This window comes from Streptomyces sp. NPDC026522, from assembly GCF_055567555.1.
On sequence record NZ_JBVHQF010000008.1, the window covers coordinates 355,973 to 375,165 of the forward strand.

Annotated in this window: 19 protein-coding genes and 1 pseudogene; 13 read left to right on the top strand and 7 right to left on the bottom strand. The window is 76.5% G+C overall.

Going from position 1 to position 19,193, the window contains the following annotated elements:
* Nucleotides 1–85 precede the first annotated feature (85 nt).
* From ACZ4M3_RS22805 to ACZ4M3_RS22815, 3 genes are read left to right on the top strand one after another with little or no spacing between them, the layout of a single operon-like run.
* Complete coding sequence (locus ACZ4M3_RS22805; protein WP_467735363.1) at nucleotides 86–973, top strand: SDR family oxidoreductase; 888 nt, start codon at nucleotides 86–88, stop codon at nucleotides 971–973.
* Between the two features lie 13 nt (nucleotides 974–986).
* Nucleotides 987–2,180: an amidohydrolase gene (locus ACZ4M3_RS22810; RefSeq protein WP_467735365.1), complete on the top strand. Its 1,194-nt coding sequence runs from the start codon at nucleotides 987–989 to the stop codon at nucleotides 2,178–2,180.
* 15 nt (nucleotides 2,181–2,195) lie between these two features.
* A complete protein-coding gene (locus tag ACZ4M3_RS22815) occupies nucleotides 2,196–2,702 on the top strand; it encodes a metallophosphoesterase family protein (protein WP_467735367.1) in 507 nt (168 codons plus the stop codon).
* 28 nt (nucleotides 2,703–2,730) lie between these two features.
* Here ACZ4M3_RS22815 and ACZ4M3_RS22820 read toward each other — a convergent pair whose 3' ends face one another.
* The 7 genes and pseudogenes from ACZ4M3_RS22820 to ACZ4M3_RS22850 all read right to left on the bottom strand — a co-directional run.
* Nucleotides 2,731–3,093: an STAS domain-containing protein gene (locus tag ACZ4M3_RS22820; RefSeq protein ID WP_467735368.1), complete on the bottom strand. Its 363-nt coding sequence runs from the start codon at nucleotides 3,091–3,093 to the stop codon at nucleotides 2,731–2,733.
* Nucleotides 3,094–3,160: 67 nt separating this feature from the next.
* A complete protein-coding gene (locus ACZ4M3_RS22825) occupies nucleotides 3,161–4,387 on the bottom strand; it encodes a PP2C family protein-serine/threonine phosphatase (RefSeq protein ID WP_467735486.1) in 1,227 nt (408 codons plus the stop codon).
* A gap of 97 nt (nucleotides 4,388–4,484) precedes the next feature.
* On the bottom strand, nucleotides 4,485–6,077 hold the full coding sequence (locus tag ACZ4M3_RS22830; protein WP_467735370.1) for a phytoene desaturase family protein: 1,593 nt from the start codon (nucleotides 6,075–6,077) through the stop codon (nucleotides 4,485–4,487).
* The gene (locus tag ACZ4M3_RS22835; RefSeq protein WP_467735372.1) at nucleotides 6,064–6,519 is read right to left on the bottom strand and encodes an SRPBCC family protein; all 456 of its coding nucleotides are present in this window, start codon (nucleotides 6,517–6,519) and stop codon (nucleotides 6,064–6,066) included. Before ACZ4M3_RS22835 ends, ACZ4M3_RS22830 begins: the two co-directional genes overlap by 14 nt.
* A 101-nt stretch (nucleotides 6,520–6,620) precedes the next feature.
* On the bottom strand, nucleotides 6,621–7,178 hold the full coding sequence (locus tag ACZ4M3_RS22840) for a hypothetical protein (RefSeq protein ID WP_467735488.1): 558 nt from the start codon (nucleotides 7,176–7,178) through the stop codon (nucleotides 6,621–6,623).
* Nucleotides 7,127–7,483 carry an SDR family NAD(P)-dependent oxidoreductase gene (locus ACZ4M3_RS22845; protein ID WP_467735373.1) on the bottom strand — a complete coding sequence of 119 codons (357 nt, stop codon included), beginning with the start codon at nucleotides 7,481–7,483 and terminating at the stop codon, nucleotides 7,127–7,129. Before ACZ4M3_RS22845 ends, ACZ4M3_RS22840 begins: the two co-directional genes overlap by 52 nt.
* Nucleotides 7,484–7,523: 40 nt before the next feature.
* A pseudogene (locus ACZ4M3_RS22850) lies at nucleotides 7,524–7,661 on the bottom strand (hypothetical protein); the annotation flags it as partial.
* Nucleotides 7,662–7,928: 267 nt separating this feature from the next.
* Here ACZ4M3_RS22850 and ACZ4M3_RS22855 point away from each other — a divergent pair.
* The 10 genes from ACZ4M3_RS22855 (at nucleotide 7,929) to ACZ4M3_RS22900 (ending at nucleotide 18,862) form a co-directional block, all read left to right on the top strand.
* Nucleotides 7,929–8,891 carry an NAD-dependent epimerase/dehydratase family protein gene (locus ACZ4M3_RS22855; protein WP_467735375.1) on the top strand — a complete coding sequence of 321 codons (963 nt, stop codon included), beginning with the start codon at nucleotides 7,929–7,931 and terminating at the stop codon, nucleotides 8,889–8,891.
* A gap of 69 nt (nucleotides 8,892–8,960) precedes the next feature.
* Nucleotides 8,961–10,649: a carbamoyltransferase family protein gene (locus ACZ4M3_RS22860; RefSeq protein WP_467735377.1), complete on the top strand. Its 1,689-nt coding sequence runs from the start codon at nucleotides 8,961–8,963 to the stop codon at nucleotides 10,647–10,649.
* Entirely contained in the window at nucleotides 10,646–11,722 is a 1,077-nt protein-coding gene (locus tag ACZ4M3_RS22865; protein ID WP_467735379.1) for a glycosyltransferase family 2 protein, read from the top strand. The genes ACZ4M3_RS22860 and ACZ4M3_RS22865 overlap by 4 nt, the downstream gene beginning before the upstream one ends.
* Nucleotides 11,719–12,354, top strand: a complete 636-nt coding sequence (locus ACZ4M3_RS22870) for an HAD-IIIA family hydrolase (protein ID WP_467735381.1) — start codon at nucleotides 11,719–11,721, stop codon at nucleotides 12,352–12,354. The genes ACZ4M3_RS22865 and ACZ4M3_RS22870 overlap by 4 nt, the downstream gene beginning before the upstream one ends.
* Nucleotides 12,351–13,430, top strand: coding sequence for a glycosyltransferase family 9 protein (locus ACZ4M3_RS22875; RefSeq protein ID WP_467735383.1), 1,080 nt, complete (start codon nucleotides 12,351–12,353; stop codon nucleotides 13,428–13,430). Before ACZ4M3_RS22870 ends, ACZ4M3_RS22875 begins: the two co-directional genes overlap by 4 nt.
* On the top strand, nucleotides 13,427–14,392 hold the full coding sequence (locus tag ACZ4M3_RS22880; RefSeq protein ID WP_467735385.1) for a glycosyltransferase: 966 nt from the start codon (nucleotides 13,427–13,429) through the stop codon (nucleotides 14,390–14,392). Before ACZ4M3_RS22875 ends, ACZ4M3_RS22880 begins: the two co-directional genes overlap by 4 nt.
* Nucleotides 14,389–15,648 (top strand): glycosyltransferase, encoded by a 1,260-nt coding sequence (locus ACZ4M3_RS22885; protein ID WP_467735387.1) that lies wholly within the window; start codon nucleotides 14,389–14,391, stop codon nucleotides 15,646–15,648. Before ACZ4M3_RS22880 ends, ACZ4M3_RS22885 begins: the two co-directional genes overlap by 4 nt.
* Before the next feature lie 95 nt (nucleotides 15,649–15,743).
* The gene (locus ACZ4M3_RS22890; protein WP_467735389.1) at nucleotides 15,744–16,418 is read left to right on the top strand and encodes a D-sedoheptulose-7-phosphate isomerase; all 675 of its coding nucleotides are present in this window, start codon (nucleotides 15,744–15,746) and stop codon (nucleotides 16,416–16,418) included.
* Entirely contained in the window at nucleotides 16,415–17,815 is a 1,401-nt protein-coding gene (gene rfaE2, locus ACZ4M3_RS22895; RefSeq protein WP_467735391.1) for a D-glycero-beta-D-manno-heptose 1-phosphate adenylyltransferase, read from the top strand. The genes ACZ4M3_RS22890 and rfaE2 overlap by 4 nt, the downstream gene beginning before the upstream one ends.
* A gap of 27 nt (nucleotides 17,816–17,842) precedes the next feature.
* Complete coding sequence (locus tag ACZ4M3_RS22900) at nucleotides 17,843–18,862, top strand: glycosyltransferase family 9 protein (protein WP_467735393.1); 1,020 nt, start codon at nucleotides 17,843–17,845, stop codon at nucleotides 18,860–18,862.
* The last annotated feature ends 331 nt before the right edge of the window (nucleotides 18,863–19,193 follow it).

A 19,193-nucleotide genomic window follows, 5' to 3' on the forward strand; every position in this document is an offset into this window, starting at 1 on the left:
CCGGGGCACGCGCGGCAGGGTCCGCGCGTTCCGGCGGCCCCCGGGACCCGGGGGCGGTCGAGCGCTGTCGAGGAGGTTGTGCCACGTGGAACGCAGCAGCGGGGCCCCTGACCCCACCACCAAGTACCCCCGGCCGGATTTCCCGCAGCAGGAGCAGGAACACCCGGGACTGACCGGAGCGATGGAACCGGTGCCCGATCACGGCGAGACGTCCTACCGGGGCCACGGCCTGCTGGAGGACCGCAAGACCGTCATCACGGGCGGGGACTCCGGCATCGGCCGGGCGGTCGCGATCGCGTACGCGCGCGAGGGCGCCGACGTGCTCTTCACCTACCTTCCCGAGGAGGAGGAAGACGCCCGGCAGACCGAGCGCATGGTGGAGGAGGCGGGCCGCAAAGCGGTGGCCGTGGCCTGCGACATCCGTGAGGAGGAGCAGTGCCGGGCGCTGGTGGACCGGGCGGTCACCGAGTTCGGCCGGATCGACGTGCTGGTGAACAACGCCGCGTACCAGATGGCGCAGCCGGAGGGCATCTCGGCCATCAGCACGGAGCAGTTCGACCGGGTCGTGCGGACGAACCTGTACGGGATGTTCTGGCTGTCGAAGATGGCACTGCCGCACATCCCGGCGGGCGGGAGCATCATCAACACCACCTCGGTCCAGGCGTACAAGCCGAGCCCGCCGCTGCTGGACTACGCGATGACCAAGGGCGCCATCGTCACCTTCACGCAGGGCCTGGCCCAGCTGACGGCGGCCGACGGCATCAGGGTCAACGCGGTCGCCCCCGGGCCCGTGTGGACTCCGCTGATCCCGGCCACGATGCCCGACACCAGCGGGTTCGGCGCCCAGTCGCCGTTGGGCCGGCCGGCCCAGCCCGCCGAACTGGCCCCCGCCTACGTCTTCCTCGCCTCGGCCCAGGCGGGCTACCTGACGGCGGGGATCCTCAACGCCACCGGCGGGACCCCGCTCCCCTGACATCGGAGGACATGTGTCACACGATCACGAGGCCCGGTACACCCGGATCGAGGAGGAGGTGGCCCGGCGCGCCGACCGGCTCTGGGACATCAGCTGCGCCCTGCACCGGGACCCCGAGACGGCCTACGCGGAACACCGCTCGTCCGCGCTGCTGAGCGCGGAGTTCGAGCGGGAGGGGTTCGCCGTCGAACGGGGTACGGCCGGGCTGCCGACCGCGTTCGTCGCCCGGTCCGGCAGCGGGGCAGGGCCCCGGGTGGCCCTGCTGATGGAGTACGACGCGCTGCCCGGTCTGGGGCACGCCTGCGGGCACAACCTGATCGCGGCCGCCGGGCTGGGTGCCGCGGCCGGGCTGCGGGCGGCCCTCGGGGACGGCGCGGGAACGGTGCTGGCCGTGGGCACCCCGGCCGAAGAGCGGGGCGGCGGCAAGGTGGAGCTGGTGTCGGCCGGGGTGTTCGACGGGGTCGACGCCGCGCTGATGTTCCACCCGGGGGTGCACAGCTGGGCGTGGGCGCCGCTGACGGCGCAGCGCCAGCTCCGGGTGGGGTTCCACGGGCGCGCGGCCCATCCCACCGGCAACCCGACGGAGGGCATCGACGCGCTCGCCGCGCTGGTGCAGCTGTTCAACACCACCGCCGTTCTCAGCAGGCGGCTGCCCGCCGGCTCGCACGTCCAGGGCATCGTGACGGACGGCGGCGAGTCCACCAACGTCGTACCCGCCTACGCCGAGGGCCTGTTCGGGCTGCGCGGGGCGACGACGGGCGCGCTGGCGGAACTGGCGGCCGAACTCGAATCCTGCGCCCAGGGGGTCGCCAGGGCCACGGGCACCAAGGCCGAGGTCACCCCGGTCGGTACGGGCTACCGGCACTTCCGCAACAACCGGGCGCTGTCCGACCGGTTCACCCACCACATAGGGCGGGCCGGGATCGCCCTCGGGGATCCGGCGCCCGGGGTGTACCTGGGCTCGTCGGACATCGGCGACGTGAGCCACCGGGTCCCGGCCATCCACCCGTTCGTGGCCATCATGGACGAGCCGGGCTCCGACCACACGCCGGGGTTCGCGCTCGCCGCGGCCGCCCCCCGGGGGCGGCGGGCGATGCTGGCATCGGCGCGGGCGCTGGCCTGCACGGCGGCGGACGTGCTGCTGGACGCCACCTTGACGGAAACGGCCTGGGCGCAGCTGCGGCAGCAGGCCGCGGCGGGCGGCTGACCGTAGCGTGGCGGCATGCGCCTGCTGCTGATCTCCGACACCCACCTGCCGACCCGCGCCAAGGCGCTCCCGGCCGCCCTGGTGGCGCAGTGCGCGCGGGCGGACGTGGTGATCCACGCCGGTGACTGGATCGACGAGGACGCCTACGCGCTGGTCGCGGAGCACGCCCGCGAGCTGATCGGGGTGCACGGCAACAACGACAGCCCGGCGCTGTGCACCCGGCTGCCCGAGGTGGCGCGGGCGGTACTGGGGGGCGTCCGCGTCGGCGTGGTGCACGAGACCGGCGCCGCCGCGGGGCGGGAGGCGCGGTGCGCCCGGCGGTTCCCGGACCTGGACGTCCTGGTGTTCGGCCACAGCCACATCCCTTGGAACACCACCGCCCCGGGGGGCCTGCGGCTGCTCAACCCCGGTTCCCCGACGGACCGGCGCCGCCAGCCGTTCCACACGTACATGACGGCCGTGGCGTCCGGCGGCGCGCTGACCCGGGTCCGGCTGCACCGGCTGCCCCAGCCGCCCCGCTGAGGCGGCAGCCGGTGCCCTGGCAGGGCGCTCACCAGGGGTCGAGCGGGCCGCCGGGTCCCCCGGATCCGTCCGCGCCGTCCCCGAGGAAGACCGGGCCCAGCCCGCTGATCTCCAGCAGCCTGAGCAGGTGGGCGGGCACGTTCCTGAGGACCACCGACCCGCCCGCCTCGGCGGCCCGGCGGCGCAGCTGAACGAGGGCGCTGAGGCCGGAGGAGTCGCAGAAGGTGACGCCGGAGACGTCCAGGACCAGGCGCGGATGGGCGGCGATCAGACTCGCGCACTCCTCGCGCAGCCGGGGAGCGGTGTGCCAGTCCATGGCGCCGGCGAGCGCGGCGACCAGCCGGGTCCCGTCCGACTCGCGGACGTTCAGGCGCAGGGCACTGGGTTTCACGGGCTGACTCCTGACGGGCTCCCGGGCCGGGTGGGCCTGGGCCGGGACCGGGCTTTCGGTTGGCGTTTCACCGCTCGGCCATGCCGGTGTGCGCCGCCGCCTCCCGGGTGGGCTCGGGGGCCGGCCCGAGCCATTCGCACAGCAGGATGGTGGCGTCGTCGTTGAGGCGCCCCTCGTGGTGCTCCATGACCGCCTGGATGAGGCGCCGCAGGGTCTCCGGCACGGGCAGCCCGTCGGCGTGCCGGCGGATGAGGAAGTCGGTGAACCGTTCGAGGCCGAATTCGTTCGAGCCGGGGCGGCGCGCCTCGGTGATGCCGTCGGTGTACAGCACCAACCGGTCGCCGGGCTCCAGTTGTTCGCGGCACACGGTGACCGGCAGTTTCAGGTCGGTGCCCATGGGGTGGGCCGGCGGGCACACCAGCTGGGTGGTCCACCGGCCGCCCCTGATGATGAGGGGCGGATGGTGGCCCCGGTTGACCCAGGTCAGCTCGCCGGTCGCGGTGTCGAGGTCGGCGAGGATGCCGGTCACGTAGGAGTCGTGGCGGAACTGCTCGATCAGCAGCTCCTCCACCCGCTCGCTCGTGCCGACCAGGTCCGATCCCTGGCGCCGGGAGTTGCGGCAGGCGCCGACCGCGAGGTTCGCCGCCAGTCCCGCGGCCGTGTCGTGCCCCATCGCGTCGAAGATGGACAGGTGCACCACCGGCCCGGCCATGGCGTAGTCGAAGGCGTCGCCGCTGATCTGGTACGCGGGTTCCATGGCGGCCGAGATCACCACCCGGCCGTCCGCGTAGGTGCGCGGCGGCATCAGGTGCCACTGCATCTCCGCGGCGACGTTCATGGGCGCGGTCCGCACCAGGCGGGCGTAGGAGTCGCTGTGGTCCCGTTTGGTGACGACCAGCAGGGCGAGGAGCGAGGCGAGGGACTCGGCGTCCTGCCTGGCCAGGTCGTCGTCGTACGGGGTGGTCAGCCGGACCAGGCCCAGCCGCTCGGTGCCGTCCAGCATGGGCACCCACCACTGGAGGCCGGCCCGCCCCGTCCCGGGGACGATCTCCCCGTACTGGTAGGAGCGGCCCGCCAGGGTGCCCTCGACGGGCACCTCGGCCTCCGCGGCCGGCGCGGACGCCGCCGGCCGGTCCAGTCCCGCGCCGGTGAGCAGGCGCAGCACGCAGCCCTGCACGTCGGCGACGTAGACGCACACGTCGGTGAAGCCGGCGTGCGCGGCGTGGACGCGGGCCTGCTCCGGTACGAGCTCCATCGGCATGAGGTGGCTGGCCGCCAGCAGGCCCATCAGCATCCGCCGGCTGCCGCGCTCGCGCTCGGCCGTCACCGAGTCCTCTCCCGCACCGTCCACGTCACAGCCCAGTGCAGCACAAGGTGCCCCGGTGCGCCTTTCAGGACGCCGCGCCGCCGCGCAGCAGGCGCGCCCGCAGGGCCGCTCGGGCGGCGTTGGCGCCGGGGGCTCCGTGCACGCCGCCGCCGGGGTGGGCGGTCGCCGAGGCGAGGTAGAGCCCGCGGACCGGGGTGCGGGGGCGGCCGGTGCCCGGGACGGGGCGGAAGAGGAGCTGCTGGTGCAGGTTGGTGGTGCCCTGGTTGACGGCGCCGCCGATCAGGGCCGGGTTGAGGCGCTCCAGGTCGGGGGGTGCGAGGACCCGGCGGGCCCGGACGGTGGCGCCGAAGCCCGGGGCGTAGCGCTCGATCTGCGCTTCGACGCGGGCCGCGATCGCCTCCTTCTCCCGTTCGTCCCACTTGCCGGTGATGGCGCCCGCGCCGTCGTCCCCCGCGTCCCCGGTGACGGCCTGCGGGACGTGGGTGTAGGCCCACGCGGACTCGGTGCCGGCCGGGGAGCGGCTGGGGTCGGCCGTGGTCATCTGGCCGAGGACCACGAACGGCACGCGGGGCACCCGGCTCATGGCGATCTGGGCGGAGAAGAGGGTCAGTTCGTCCAGGCCCTCGGCGAGGTGGACGGTCCCGGCGCGCCGGGCGCCCTCGGACCGCCAGGGGATCGGCGTGGACAGGGCCCAGTCCACCTTGACGGTGGCGAAGTCCCACTGGAAGCGGCGCAGGTCGGAGCGGAGCCGGGCGGGCAGGTGCTCCTCCCCCACGAGCCGCTCGTACAGCAGGGGGGCGGGTACGTCGGCGAGGACGGCCCGCCGGGCCGGTATCTCGGCGCCGTCCCCGGTGCGCACCGCGACGGCGCGGCCGCCCCGCACGACGACGCGGGTGACGGGCCGCGAGCAGTACAGGGTGCCGCCCCGGGCCTCCAGCCGGCGGACCAGGGCTTCGGTGAGGGCCTGGGCGCCGCCGACGGGAACCGGGAATCCGTACGCCTGGCCCAGCATGCACATCAGCCAGCCGAAGCCGCCGCCGAGGGCGGACTCGGGGCCGAGGTCGGCGTGCAGCGCGTTGCCGGCGATCAGCAGCCGCGCGCCCTCACCGGAGAACTCCTCGTCGCCGAGCCGGCGCGCGGGCAGCAGCATCGTGCGCGCCACCCGGAGCCCCTCCGCCGCGCGCAGCCGGGCCGCGAGCCGCAGGCCCGCCCGGACCGGCGGGAAGGGGGTGAACAGGCAGCCCAGCACGTCGTCGCCGATGCGCTGCCAGAGGGCGTGCAGCCGCTCCCAGGCGGCCCCGTCGCCGGGTGCGAAGGCCTCGACGGAGGCCGCGGTGTCGTGGACATCGCCGCCGAGTACGGCGCAGCGGCCGTCTTCGAGGGGGTGGGCGACCACGGCGGGGGCCCGGCTCCAGCGCAGCCCGTGCCGTTCCAGGTGCATGTCCCGGATCACCGGGGAGGCCGCCGCGAGCGGATAGAACGCGCTGAACAGGTCGTGCACGTACGCGGGGTCGAGCCCGCGGTCGCTGCGGACCGCCCCGCCGGGTTCGGGGGCGGCCTCCAGGACGACGACCCGCCAGCCCGCGTCGGCCAGCACGTTGGCGGCGACCAGGCCGTTGGGGCCGGCGCCGATGACCACCGCGTCAGGAGTCGCCATCGGGCCTGGCTCCCTTGGACTCGACGGCCCGGGAGAGGCGCCCGAGCATGCTGCGGTGGCGGAGCTGGACGAGGAAGTCGATGGCGGCGTTGTGGATGGAGCCGTTGCGGCCGCGCAGGGGGTGTTCGTCGATGATGACCAGCGTGTCCTTGCCCCAGGGCTTTATCTCGATGGCGATCCGGGCGCTGCCGCCCTTGCCCGCCATCGCCTCCAGTTCGAGCCGTTCGGGTGGCTCGCAGGCGCGGACGACCGTTTTCCCTTCGTAGGCGAGGGGGCCGAGCTTGACCCGGTAGCCGATGGTGGCGCCCTCCATCGGCCAGTGGCCGCCGTCCTCCCAGGACTCCTCGGTGCCGACCACCCAGTCGGCGTACCGGCTGCCGTCCCTCAGGACGTCCCACACCCAGGCGGGCGGACGGCGTATGAGCCGGTGCTGCACGGCCATGGCTCCTCCAGGGTTCGGTGGCGCATAGGTGCCCGGCGCCTACCCCGGGCGGCGTGGTTCACACGACGCGCGGGTGGCGGGCGCCGGTTCGGATACGCGGTTCAGGTGCGCGGCCGGTGACCGGCGGCGGCGCGGGCGCCGAGCAGTGCCGCGCAGCCCAGCGCGGCGCCGGCCGTCGTCCTGCGGGCCGCCGTGCGCAGGCCGCTGCGGCGTCCGCCGCGTACGGCGGCGCTCCGCCCGGACGGCACGTGCAGGGTGCCCGGGGTATCGGGCGCGCCGCCGGCCGGGTCCAGGTACCGGCGTTCGGTGCGGCGGGCGGGCGTGCGGCGCGTCAGGTCCGGGGCGAGGCCGTGGGCGGCCGCCAGGGACCGCGCGTAGGGGCCGATGCGCCGCCCCGGGGTCCGGGGCGGCGCATCGTGGCGGTGAGGGCGCGGGCGACCCGCTCCGGCGTCGCCACGGGCGGCAGGGGCGTGCAGCTCGCGGCCGGTGTGGTTGGCGGCGTGCCGGAAGAAGGGCGTGTCGACCCCGGCCGGGAGCACGGTGCACACGCTGATGCCGCCCGCGCCGATGAGGGCGAGTTCCGAGCGCAGTCCCTCGTCGAAGGTGATCAGGGCCGCCTTGGACATCGCGTAGCCGGACATGTACGGGGCCTGCACCACCGCGCCGAGCAAGGAGGCGACGTCGATGAGTACGCCCTCGCCCCCGGCCGGCGCATGACGGGCACGGCGGCCCGGGTCCCGTTGACGGCGCCGAGGACGTTGACGTCGATGGGGCGGCGCAGGTCGCCGGGCGGCGTCCGGTCGAACCGGCCGAGGATGCCCACGCCGGCCACGTTGGCCCAGACGTCGATCCGGCCGAACCGGGCGGTGGCGGCAGCGGCGAGGGCGGTGACGGCCCCGGGGTCGGTCACGTCGGTGGGGACGGCCAGCGCCTGTCCGCCGCGGCGCCGGCACTGCTCGGCCACCCGGTCGAATTCGCGGGCGCTGCGGGGGGGCGAGCACGACGTGAGCGCCGCGCTTCGCGCAGGCCGGGGCGGTGGCACGGCCGATGCCGCTGGACGCGCCGGTGATGACGACGACACGGTTGTCGAGACGGTGGGCGGCCTTCACACCCGGGCGTCTCACCGGTACGGCGCGATTCATGCCGGTCGGCGCATGCCGGTCGGCGCATGCCGGCAGCCGCGGCGCCGGGCCGGCCGTGGCTCTGCGCGGGCTTGTCCGCGTCGTGCTCACGCTCCGTGGTTCACCGGAATGCAGTGCTTCCGAGTGCCCGCTCCCCGCGGCTGGCGGAGGCTGTTGGCAATTCCCGGGGCTCCAGCCTCCCGCCACCCGCGGGTCCGCTGAGGGAGTGCCCCACCTGCCGACGCGGCCGGGTGGCGAGCCGGACCCACCTGCCAGAGGAGACCTTCGATGAGCGCCGTCTCGAAACAACGCTGGGAGCACGCCGTCGTCACCGGTGGTGCCGGTTTCGTGGGTTCACACCTCTGCGCCGCGCTGCTGGACGCGGGCACGGCGGTGACGTGCGTCGACGACTTCAGCACCGGCCGGCCGGAGAACATCGCCGCCCTGGCCGACAGGCCGGGCTTCACGCTGTTCCGGGCCAACGTCTCGGAGCCGTTCACCGTGCCCCGCCGGCCGGACCTCGTACTGCACCTGGCCTCCCCCGCCTCCCCGGCGGACTACCTGCGGCTGCCGCTGCACACCATGGAGGCGGGCAGCCTGGGCACCCGCAACGCCCTCGAACTCGCCCACCGGTCCGAGGCGCGCTTCCTGCTCGCCTCCACCTCCGAGGTCTACGGCGATCCGCAGGAGCACCCGCAGAACGAGCGCTACTGGGGCCACGTCAACCCGGTGGGCCCGCGCAGCGTGTACGACGAGGCGAAGCGTTTCGGCGAGGCGCTCACGACCGCCGAGGCCGGCTTCCACGGGACGGACACCGCCATCGTGCGGCTGTTCAACACCTACGGGCCCCGGATGCGCGGCTACGACGGCCGGGCCGTGCCCACGTTCATCCGCCAGGCCCTGGCGGGCGTGCCGCTGACGGTCACCGGGGACGGGCTCCAGACCAGGTCGCTGTGTTACGTGGACGACACGGTCGCGGGGATCCTCGCGATGGCGGCCCACGGCATGCGGGGCCCCGTCAACATCGGCAACCCGACCGAGATCACGATGCTGGAGCTGGCCCGGCTGGTCATCGAACTCACCGGCTCCGGATCCGAGATCCGCTTCATCGAACGGCCCACGGACGACCCGAGCGTGCGCTGCCCGGACATCACGCTGGCCCGCGACAAACTCCTGTGGGAGCCGGAGGTGGCCGCCGAAGCCGGTCTGCGGCGCACCATCGCCTGGTTCCGCGCCCAGCCGGACGGCTGACCCCGCAGCGCCGGGGCGCGTCCCCGTCCGGTCCGCGCGCCGCTCCCTCCGCCGAAAGGCCCGACAGACATGCACATTCTCGGAATCAACGCCCTCTTCCACGACCCCGCCGCCGCGCTCGTCATCGACGGCCACATCGTGGCCGCCGCCGAGGAGGAACGTTTCTCCCGACGGAAGCACGGCAAGCGCCCGGTGCCCTTCTCCGCCTGGGAACTGCCCGTACAGGCCGCTTCCTGGTGCCTGCACCGGGCCGGTCTGCGCCCGCAGGACCTCGACGCCGTGGCCTACTCCTTCGACCCGGCCCTCGCCCGGCCGGCCGGGGAGATGGGCCTGGACGACCCCTGGGACCACCTGCGGCTGACCTACGCGCGCGAGGCGCCGGGCTTCCTGGGCAGTGCCCTGCCGGGGCTGGACCCGGCCCTCGTCCGTTTCGTGCCGCACCACATGGCGCACGCCGCCTCTGCCGCGTTCGCCGCCTCCGGGGCCGAGACCTCCTCGGTGCTGGTCCTGGACGGGCGCGGTGAGCGGGCCTCGCACCTGGCGGCCCGCCGCATCCACGACCGGCTGGAGCCCCTGCACTCCCAGGAACTCCCGCACTCCCTGGGCCTGGTCTACGAGGAGCTCACCGCCCACCTGGGGTTCCTGCGCTCCTCCGACGAGTTCAAGGTCATGGCCCTCGCCTCGCACGGCACCCCGCGGATGCTGGCGGAGCTGCGGCGCCACGTCCACCCGACCGGCGACGGCGGGTTCCGCGCGAACGGCGTCCCCTGGCACGAACTGTGCGCCCCCCGCGGGCCGGAGGAGCCGTGGACCCGCGACCACGCCGACGTCGCCGCCAGTGCGCAGGCCGTGCTGGAGGAGACGCTGCTGGACCTGGCGCGCTGGCTGCACGGAAAGACCCACGACAGCGTCCTGACCCTGGCCGGCGGGGTCGCCCTGAACTGCGTCGCCAACTCCCGGATCGCCCGCGAGGGGCCCTTCTCCCGCGTGTGGGTGCAGCCCGCCGCCGGTGACGCGGGGACCGCTCTCGGCGGCGCCCTCCTGCTGGCCGCGGGCGCCGGGGACGATCCGGAGCCGATGGCCGGCGCCGACCTGGGGCGGGACTGGTCCGACGCCGAACTCGCTGCCTGGCTCAAGACGGCCGCCGTGCCCTTCGAACGGCCGCCGGACATCGCCGAGACCGTCGCGCGGGCGCTCGCGGACAACGCCGTCGTCGCCTGGTTCCAGGGGCGTTCGGAGTACGGACCGCGGGCCCTGGGCCACCGTTCGCTGCTCGCGCACCCCGGGCACGCGGGCAACCTGGAGCGGCTCAACGACGTGAAGGGGCGCGAGCAGTTCCGGCCCGTGGCGCCCATGGTGCTCGCCGACCGCGCCGCGGAGATCTTCACCGGGCCGGTCCCCAGCCCGTACATGCTGTTCGTGCACGATGTGGCGCCCGAGTGGCGCGAGCGGATCCCCGCCGTCGTGCACGTCGACGGCACCGCCCGCATCCAGACCGTCGACCCGGCCGCCGAACCGCTGGTGGCCCGGATGCTGGGCCACTTCGAGAAGTTCACCGGGCTGCCGGTGGTGGTCAACACGAGCCTGAACACGGCCGGCCGGCCCATGGTGGACGATCCGCGCGACGCGCTGGAGTGCTTCGGCTCCTCGCCGGTCGACCTGCTCGCGATCGGGCCGTACGCGATCCGGCGCGGCACCTTCTTCCGCACCGACGACCGCTCCGACGACCGTTCCGACGACGAAGGCTGGTCCCGATGACCGCGTACGCCCCTGCCCGGACGGCTCCGCCGTACGCCGTGGTGGTGCCCACCCTGGGCCGGCCGAGCCTGAGCCGGTGCCTGGCGGCGCTGGCCGCCTCGGCCGGGCCCAAACCCGTCCGGGTCGTCCTCGTCGACGACCGCCCCCGGGCCGGTGGGACGCCCCTGCCGGTCGACGTCCCCCATTCCCTGCGCGGCGTCACGGTGACCGTGTCCGGCGGGGGCCGGGGGCCGGCCGCCGCGCGCAACACGGGCCGCCGCGCGGCGGGCGACATCGCGCACTGGATCGTCTTCCTGGATGACGACGTGCTGCCCGGGCCCGACTGGGGCGAGGAACTGGCCCGCGACCTCGCGGCGGCCTCCGAGCGGACCGGCGGGATCACCGCCCGGATAGCGGTGCCGCTGCCCGGCGACCGCCGCCCCACCGACTGGGAACGCGGCACGGCCGGCCTGGCGACCGCGCGCTGGATCACCGCCGACATGGCCTACCGGCCCGAAGTCCTGGACGCCGTGGGCGGTTTCGACGAACGGTTCCGGCGGGCCTTCCGGGAGGACGCCGACCTGGCGCTGCGGGTCCTGGACGCCGGCTGGAGCCTGGACGAGGGCCGGCGCCGCACCACCCATCCGGTGCGCCCGGCCGACCGCTGGGTCTCCGTACGCCAGCAGGCGGGCAACGCGGACGACGTCCTGATGAACCGGCTGCACGGTGGCGGCTGGTGGAGCCGGGCGAGCGCGCCCCGCGGCCGGCTGCCGCGCCACCTGCTGGTGACCGGCGCCGCCGCCGGGGCGGTGTCCTGCGCCGTCCTCGGCAGGCGCGGCGCCGCCCTCGCCTGCGCGACCGGGTGGCTCGCGGGCACCGCCGAGTTCGCCGGGGCGCGGATCGCGCCGGGGCCCCGGACCCGGCAGGAAGTGCTGTCCATGGCGGTGACCAGCGTGCTCATTCCGCCGGTGGCCACCTGGCACTGGCTGCGCGGGCAAGTGCGCCACCGCCGGGCGCTGCCGTGGCGGCCACGGCCGGCCGCGGGGCCGGCCCGGGCGCCGCGCGCGGCGGTCCGGGAACGGGTGCCGCGGTGACCCGGCCGCTCCCGCCCGGGCCCTGGCTGTTCGAGGCGTCCCCCCGGAGCGGGGCGGGCCACGAGGCGGATCCGGTGCTGCCGCAGGCCGTGCTGTTCGACCGGGACGGCACCCTGGTGGCCGACGTGCCCTACAACGGCGACCCGCGGCGGGTGGTGCCGATGCCCTCGGCGCGCGAGGCCGTGGCCGCCGTACGGGCCCTCGGCATCCCGGTGGGGGTCGTCAGCAACCAGTCGGGCGTCGCCCGGGGCCTGTTGACGCGCTCGCAGGTGCTGGCCGTGCGCGAGCGGGTCGACGGGCTGTTCGGGCCGTTCGCGGTGTGGGCGGTGTGCCCGCACGGGCCCCGGGACGCCTGCGGGTGCCGCAAGCCCGCACCCGGCCTGGTGCTGGCCGCCTGCCGGTACCTGGGGGTGTCCGCCGGGCGGACCGTGGTCATCGGTGACATCGGCGCCGATGTCGGGGCCGCGCGCGCGGCCGGGGCCCGGGGCGTCCTCGTACCGACCGGGCGGACCCTGCCGGAGGAGGTCGCGGCGGCCGGGGAGACGGCGCCCGACCTGCTCGCGGCGGTCCGGCTGGTGCTGGGCGACCGTACCCCGGTGGTGGCGGCATCCGGCCCCGGGAGCACCCGGTGAGCGGGCCGCGGACGCTGGTGGTTCGGCTGGACAGCGCGGGCGACGTGCTGCTGGCCGGGCCCGCCGTCCGGGCGGTCGCGGCGGGGTCCTCGTACACCGCGATGCTCTGCGGGCCGCTCGGCGAACCGGCCGCCCGGATCCTGCCGGGCGTGGACGACGTGCTGGTGTACGACGCCCCCTGGGTGGGGCTGGAACCGGCCGCCGTCGCCCGCCCGGAGTGCGCGGAGCTGCTGGAGGCGGTCGCGGCCGGCCGGTTCGACCGGGCGCTGGTCCTGGTCTCCTACCACCAGAGCCCGCTGCCGGCCGCCCTGCTGCTGAAACTGGCGGGCGTCCCGTGGGCCGCCGCGGACTGCGAGGACTACCCCGGTTCGCTGCTGGACCTGCGCCACCGGCGCCTGCCGCACCGGCACGAGGCGCTCGCGGCGCTGGACCTGGCCCGGGACTGCGGGTTCGCGCTGCCGCGCGGCGACGACGGGGCACTGCGCGTGCGCACCCCTCCCGACACCTCGCACCTGACCGGCCCGGAGCCGTACGTGGTGCTGCACCCCGGGGCGGCCGCCCCGGCCCGGGCGTGGACCGCGCCCCGGGCGGCACGGGCCGCCGAGGCGCTCAGCGCGGCGGGCTACCGGATGGTGGTCACCGGCAGCCCGGCCGAGAAGGACCTGACCGCTCGGGTGGCGGGCGACCACGCGCTGGACCTCGGCGGGGCCACCGCCGGCCTGGCGGAGCTGGCGGGCGTCCTGGCGGGCGCCCGGGTCGTGCTCACCGGCAACACCGGTCCCGCGCACCTCGCCGCGGCGACGGGCACCCCCGTCGCCTGCCTGTTCGCGCCGGTGGTGCCCGCCGAGCGCTGGCGTCCGTACGGGGTGCCGCACGTCCTGCTCGGCGATCAGGAGGCGCGCTGCGCGCGAACCAGGGCGCGCCGGTGCCCGGTGGCGGGCCACCCCTGCCTGGACGGCGTGAGCGACGTCGAAGTGCTGGCGGCGGTGGCGACGCTCGGCGGCGGGACCGCGCTGGGGACGGAACCGGCCCGGGCGGGCGGCCCATCCGAAACGGAGCGAGGAGCGAGGGTATGAACATCCTGCTGTGGCACGTGCACGGATCCTGGACCACCGCCTTCGTCCAGGGGCCGCACACGTATCTGGTGCCCGTCACCCCGGACCGGGGCCCGGACGGCCTGGGCCGGGCCCGCACCTTCGCCTGGCCGGATTCGGTCAAGGAGGTGACGCCCGGGGAGCTCCGCGAGACCCCCGTCGACCTCGTCCTCCTCCAGCGGCCGCACGAGGCGGAGCTCGCCGAACGCTGGCTGGGCGGGCGCCGTCCGGGCCGCGACGTGCCCGCCGTCTACCTGGAGCACAACGCGCCGGACGGTGACGTCCCCTGCACCCGGCACCCCTTCGCCGACCGCGACGACCTCACCCTGGTCCACGTCACGCACTTCAACCGGCTGTTCTGGGACAACGGCTCCACCCGCACCGAGGTGATCGAACACGGCATCGTCGACCCGGGCCACCTGTACTCGGGCCGCCTCGCCCGGGCCGCCGTCGTGGTCAACGACCCCGTCCGCCGGGGCCGGTACACCGGCACGGACCTGCTGGCCGCCCTCGGCGCGGCCGTACCGCTCGACGTGTTCGGGATGCGCACGGAGGGCCTCGCCGAACACCTGGGCGTACCGGCCGACCAGTGCCGCAGCGCCGACCTCCCGCAGCGGGCCCTGCACGAGGCGATGGCGGCGCGGCGGATGTACATCCACCCGGTGCGCTGGACCTCCCTGGGGCTCTCGCTGCTGGAGGCCATGCACCTGGGCATGCCCGTCATCGCGCTGGCCACGACCGAGGTGGTGGAGGCCGTGCCGCCCGGCACCGGGATCCTCTCGACCCGCCCCGAGGTACTGGCGCGGGCCGCCCGGCGCTACCGGGAGGATCCGCAGGCCGCCGCCGAAGACGGGGCGCGGGCCCGCCAGGCCGTCCTGGAACGGTACGGACTCAAGCGCTTCCTGGCCGACTGGGAGCGCGTGCTGACGGAGGTCTGCTCATGACGGCGCGACCGGGGCCCCTGCGTACCCGCCCCGGCCGGCGCAGCCTGTCCGTCGCCCTGGTGTCCGAGCACGCGAGTCCGCTGGCCGCCCTGGGCGGGGTCGACGCGGGCGGCCAGAACGTGCACGTCGCGCGCCTCGCGGGCGCCCTCGCGGACCGTGGCCACCGGGTGACCGTGTACACCCGGTGGGACTCCAAGGAACTGCCGGTCACCAGGCCGCTGCGCCCGGGGGTACTGGTCCACCACGTGCCGGCCGGGCCGGCGGAGCCGTTGCCGAAGGACGAACTGCTGCCGCACATGCTGGAGTTCGCCCGCTACCTGGCCCTGGAATGGCAGCAGGCGGGGCCCGACCTGGTGCACTCCCACTTCTGGATGTCGGGGCTGGCCTCGCTCCAGGTCGCGCGCGAGCTGCGGCTGCCGCTGCTGCACACCTACCACGCGCTGGGCACGGTCAAGCGGCGCCACCAGGGGCACGCCGACACCAGCCCGCCGGCCCGGATCCCCTGCGAGGTGCAGGTGGGACTCGGCTGCGACCGGGTGGTGGCCACCTGCCGGGACGAGGTCGCGGAGCTGGCCGGGATGGGGGTGCCCGCCGAGAAGGTCGACGTCGTTTCCTGCGGGGTGGATCCGGAGCAGTTCTCCCCCGAGGGCCCGGTCGCCGATCGCGGCCCGTACCGGTACCGGCTGCTCCAGCTGGGCCGGCTGGTGCCCCGCAAGGGAGCCGCCGTCGCCATCACCGCCCTGGCCGGGCTGCCCGACGCGGAACTGGTCGTGGCGGGCGGACCGCCGCCGGAGCGGGTCGACGCGGATCCGGAGGTGCGCCGGCTGCGGGACCTGGCACGGGCCGCCGGGGTCGCGGACCGGGTCCGGTTCACCGGCGGGGTGCCCAGCGCCGAGGTGCCGGCCCTGCTGCGCAGCGCCGACGTGGTGCTCTGCCCGGCGGACTACGAGCCGTTCGGCATCGTCCCGCTGGAGGCGATGGCCTGCGGCAGGGCCGTCGTCGCCAGTGGGGTGGGCGGACAGCTGGACACCGTCGCCGACCGGGTCACGGGCCGGCTGGTGCCGCCCGGTGACGCCGGGGCCCTGACCGCCGCCGTCGGCGAACTGCTGGCCGATCCCGTCCTGCGGGAGGCGTACGGGGCCGCGGGACGGCGCCGCGTGCTGAGCCAGTACGGCTGGGCGAGCGTCGCCGCGGCCACCGAGGCCGCGTACCGCTCGGTGCTCCATGCCCGTACGGCGGTGGCGGGAAGCCGCTGACTCCCCATCCGTCCGGACCCGACCGCGCACTACCGACTACCGAAGGAGGGACGGGTACGGCCGCGGCCCCCGGGCGCGGCCGGCGCCCGGCCGCCATGACCGATCACTTCGCACTCGACGGCGCGCACCGGCACTGCCAGTCGCTCCAGGACGCCCTGGACCGGCTGCGCAGCCACGGCCTGGGCCGGCTCGGCGACTGGGGCGCGCGGCTCGCGGCCGTACTGCCCGCGGGCGGCCGGCTGCTGGCCGCGGGCAACGGCGGCAGCGCCGCCCAGGCCCAGCACCTGACCGCCGAGCTGGTCGGGCGCTACCGGCAGGAACGGCCCGCGTACTCGGCCATCGCGCTGCACGCCGAGACCTCCAGCGTCACCGCCATCGGCAACGACTACGGCTTCGACCAGGTCTTCGCCCGCCAGGTGGCGGCGCACGGCCGGCCGGGAGACGTCCTCGTGCTGCTCTCCACCTCGGGCCGCAGCCCGAACCTCATCTCGGCGGCCATCGCGGGCCGGACCGCCGGGATGGAGGTGTGGGCGATGACCGGCCCCGGGCCGAACCCGCTGGCCGAGGCCGCCCACGAGACGCTGCACGTGGACGCGGCCACCACGGCCACCGTGCAGGAGGCCCACCTGGTGGCGGTGCACCTGTTGTGCGAGGCCTTCGACGCGGCCGCCGCCACGCCCGGCGGCGCCCGCCCGGCGGGCCGTGCGCGCGAGCGGGCCGCGGGGCCGAAGCGGACCGGGGCGGTACCCGTCTTCCGGAGGCTGCCGTGACCGGCCGCGGTCCGCTCGTGGTGGTGGGCGACGTCCTGCTGGACGAAGACATCGAGGGCGTCGCCACCCGGCTGTCGCCCGACGCCCCGGCGCCGGTCGTCGACGTCACGGCCGAGCGGCGGCGGCCCGGCGGTGCGGGACTGGCGGCCGCGCTGGCGGCCCGGGGCGGCCGCGAGGTGGTGCTGGTCACCGCGCTGGGTGACGACGAGGCCAGCGAGACCGTACGGACCGCGCTGCGGGGGCAGGTACGGGTGGTCGAGCTCCCGCTCGACGGGGACCTCCCGGTCAAGACCAGGGTGCTGGCCGGCGGCCGCCCCCTGGTCCGCATCGACCGCGGCGGCGGCACCCCGGGGTCCCCGGCCCGTGCGGTGCGGGAGGTCCTGGAGCAGGCCGGGACCGTACTCGTCGCCGACTACGGCCGGCACACCGCGCGCGCCGTACGGGAGCTGCTGGAGGGCGTGGCGCCGCGGGCGCCGCTGGTATGGGATCCGCACCCCAAGGGGGACGCCCCGGTCTCCGGGGCCCGGCTGGTGACGCCGAACGCGGCGGAGGCGCGGGCGCTGAGCGGCGTCGAGGGCGTCTCCCTGCGGGCGTACGCGGAGCGGGGCGCCGAGCTCGCGGACCGGTGGCGGGCCGCCGCGGTGGCGGTGACCCTCGGCGAGCGCGGGGTACTGCTGGCCCGGCCCGGCGCGCAGACCCCCATGCTGGTCCCGGCGCCGTACCGGGCCGAGGGCGACCCGTGCGGGGCGGGCGACTGCTTCGCCGCCGCGACGGCGGCGGGGCTGGCGGACGGGGCGCTGCCGGAGGAGGCGGTGGAGCGGGGGGTGGCCGAGGCGGCCGCCTTCGTCGCGGCGGGCGGCGCGGCCAACCGCGCGCTGTGGGGGACCGGGGCCGCCACGGCGCCGCGGCGGCCCCGGGAGCGGGACCCCTTCGCCCTGGCCCTGGACGTCAGGGCGCGCGGCGGGACGGTGGTGGCCACCGGCGGCTGCTTCGACCTGCTGCACGCCGGGCACGTGGGGCTGCTGGAGAGCGCCCGGCGGATCGGGGACTGCCTGATCGTGTGCGTGAACTCCGATGCCTCGCTGGGCCGCCTCAAGGGGCCCGGGCGGCCGCTCAACCCGCTCGCGGACCGGATGCGGGTGCTGGAGGCGCTCGGCAGCGTCGACGCCGTCGCGCCGTTCGAGGAGGACACCCCGGCGCGGCTGCTGGGCCGGCTGCGGCCCGACGTGTGGGTCAAGGGCGGCGACTATTCGGCCGGGGAGCTCCCCGAGGCGGAGGTGCTGCGGCAGTGGGGCGGCCAGGCGGTCGTGTTGCCGTACCTCGACGGCCGCTCCACCACCTCGCTCGCCCACCGCGCCGCCCGGGCCGCCCGGCCCGTGGCCCCGACGACGCCCTGACGTGCGCCCGCTTCCCCGGGAGGTCCCATGAGCCACCGCAGTCCCGACGCCACCCGCAGCGCCCCGCCCCGGCCCACCGTGCTGGTGCTGCGGGCCCTGGGGCTGGGAGACCTGCTCACCGCCGTGCCCTCGCTGCGGGCGCTGCGCGGCGCCCTGCCCGGCTGGGACGTGGTACTGGCGGCGCCCGCCCGGCTGGCGCAGGCCGCCGCCGCCACCGGCCTGGTGGACCGGCTGCTGCCCGCCTCCGCGCCCGGTCGGGCGGTGCCCGCCGCGCTGCCGTGGGCGGGGCCGCCGCCGGAGCTGGCCGTCGACCTGCACGGCAACGGGCCGCCGAGCCATCTGCTGCTCCAGGGCCTGGGGCCCCGGCGGCTCTTCGCCTACCGGCATCCCGACACGCCGGACATCGAGGGCCCCGAGTGGCTGGCCGACGAGCACGAGCGGGAGCGCTGGTGCCGGCTCCTGGGCTGGTACGGGGTCCGGGCCGATCCCGAGGACCTGCGGATCCCAGCGCCGGACGGGCCGTCGCCGGCCGAAGGGGCGGTCGTGATCCATCCCGGCGCCGACGCCGGGGCCCGGCGCTGGCCCCTGGAGCGGTTCGCGTCCGTGGCACGCACGCTGCGGGCCTCGGGCGAGGAGGTCGTGGTGACGGCGGGAGTCGGCGAGGCCCGGCTGGCCGCCCGGGTGGCGGCCGAGGCGGGGCTGCCGCCCGGGGCGGTGCTCGGCGGATCCGGCGACGTGCCCTTCGCGGCGCTCTGCGCGCTCGTGTCCCGGGCGCGCTGCGTGGTGGTCGGGGACACGGGGCTCGCGCACCTCGCGACGGCCCTCGGGACCCCGTCCGTGGTGCTGTTCGGGCCGGTGGCGCCCCGGCTGTGGGGGCCGCCGCCGGGCACCCGGCACCGGATCCTGTGGCACCCGGGGCCGGGCGAGGACCCGTTGCGGCCGGGTGACGCGCACGGCTCGCTGCCCGACGCCCGGCTGTTGCGGATCACCGTGGAGGAGGTCGTCGAGGCGGTACGGGCCCTGCCGACGCCGACACCCACCCCCTGAGGCGCGCCCGCCCGGCCTCCCGGACATCAGGCCACGGCCTCCAGCCCCGACCGGCCCGGCGCGAGCACCGCGCCGGGCGCCGGTACGCCCCCTGGGGCCGACCCCAGACGCCCGCCGACGCCGCGCGCCCGGTGAGCCGGGTCCAAGAGCCGCCCGCTGAGGCCCGGCCGCGGAGCGCGCCCGCCCGGCCTCCCGGACGTCAGGCCACGGCCTCCAGCCCAGAGCGGCCCGGCGCCAGCACCGCGCCGGGCGCCGGGACGCCCCCCGAGGCCGACCCCAGACGCCCGCCGACGCCGCGCGCCCGGTGAGCCGGGTCCAAGAGCCGCCCGCT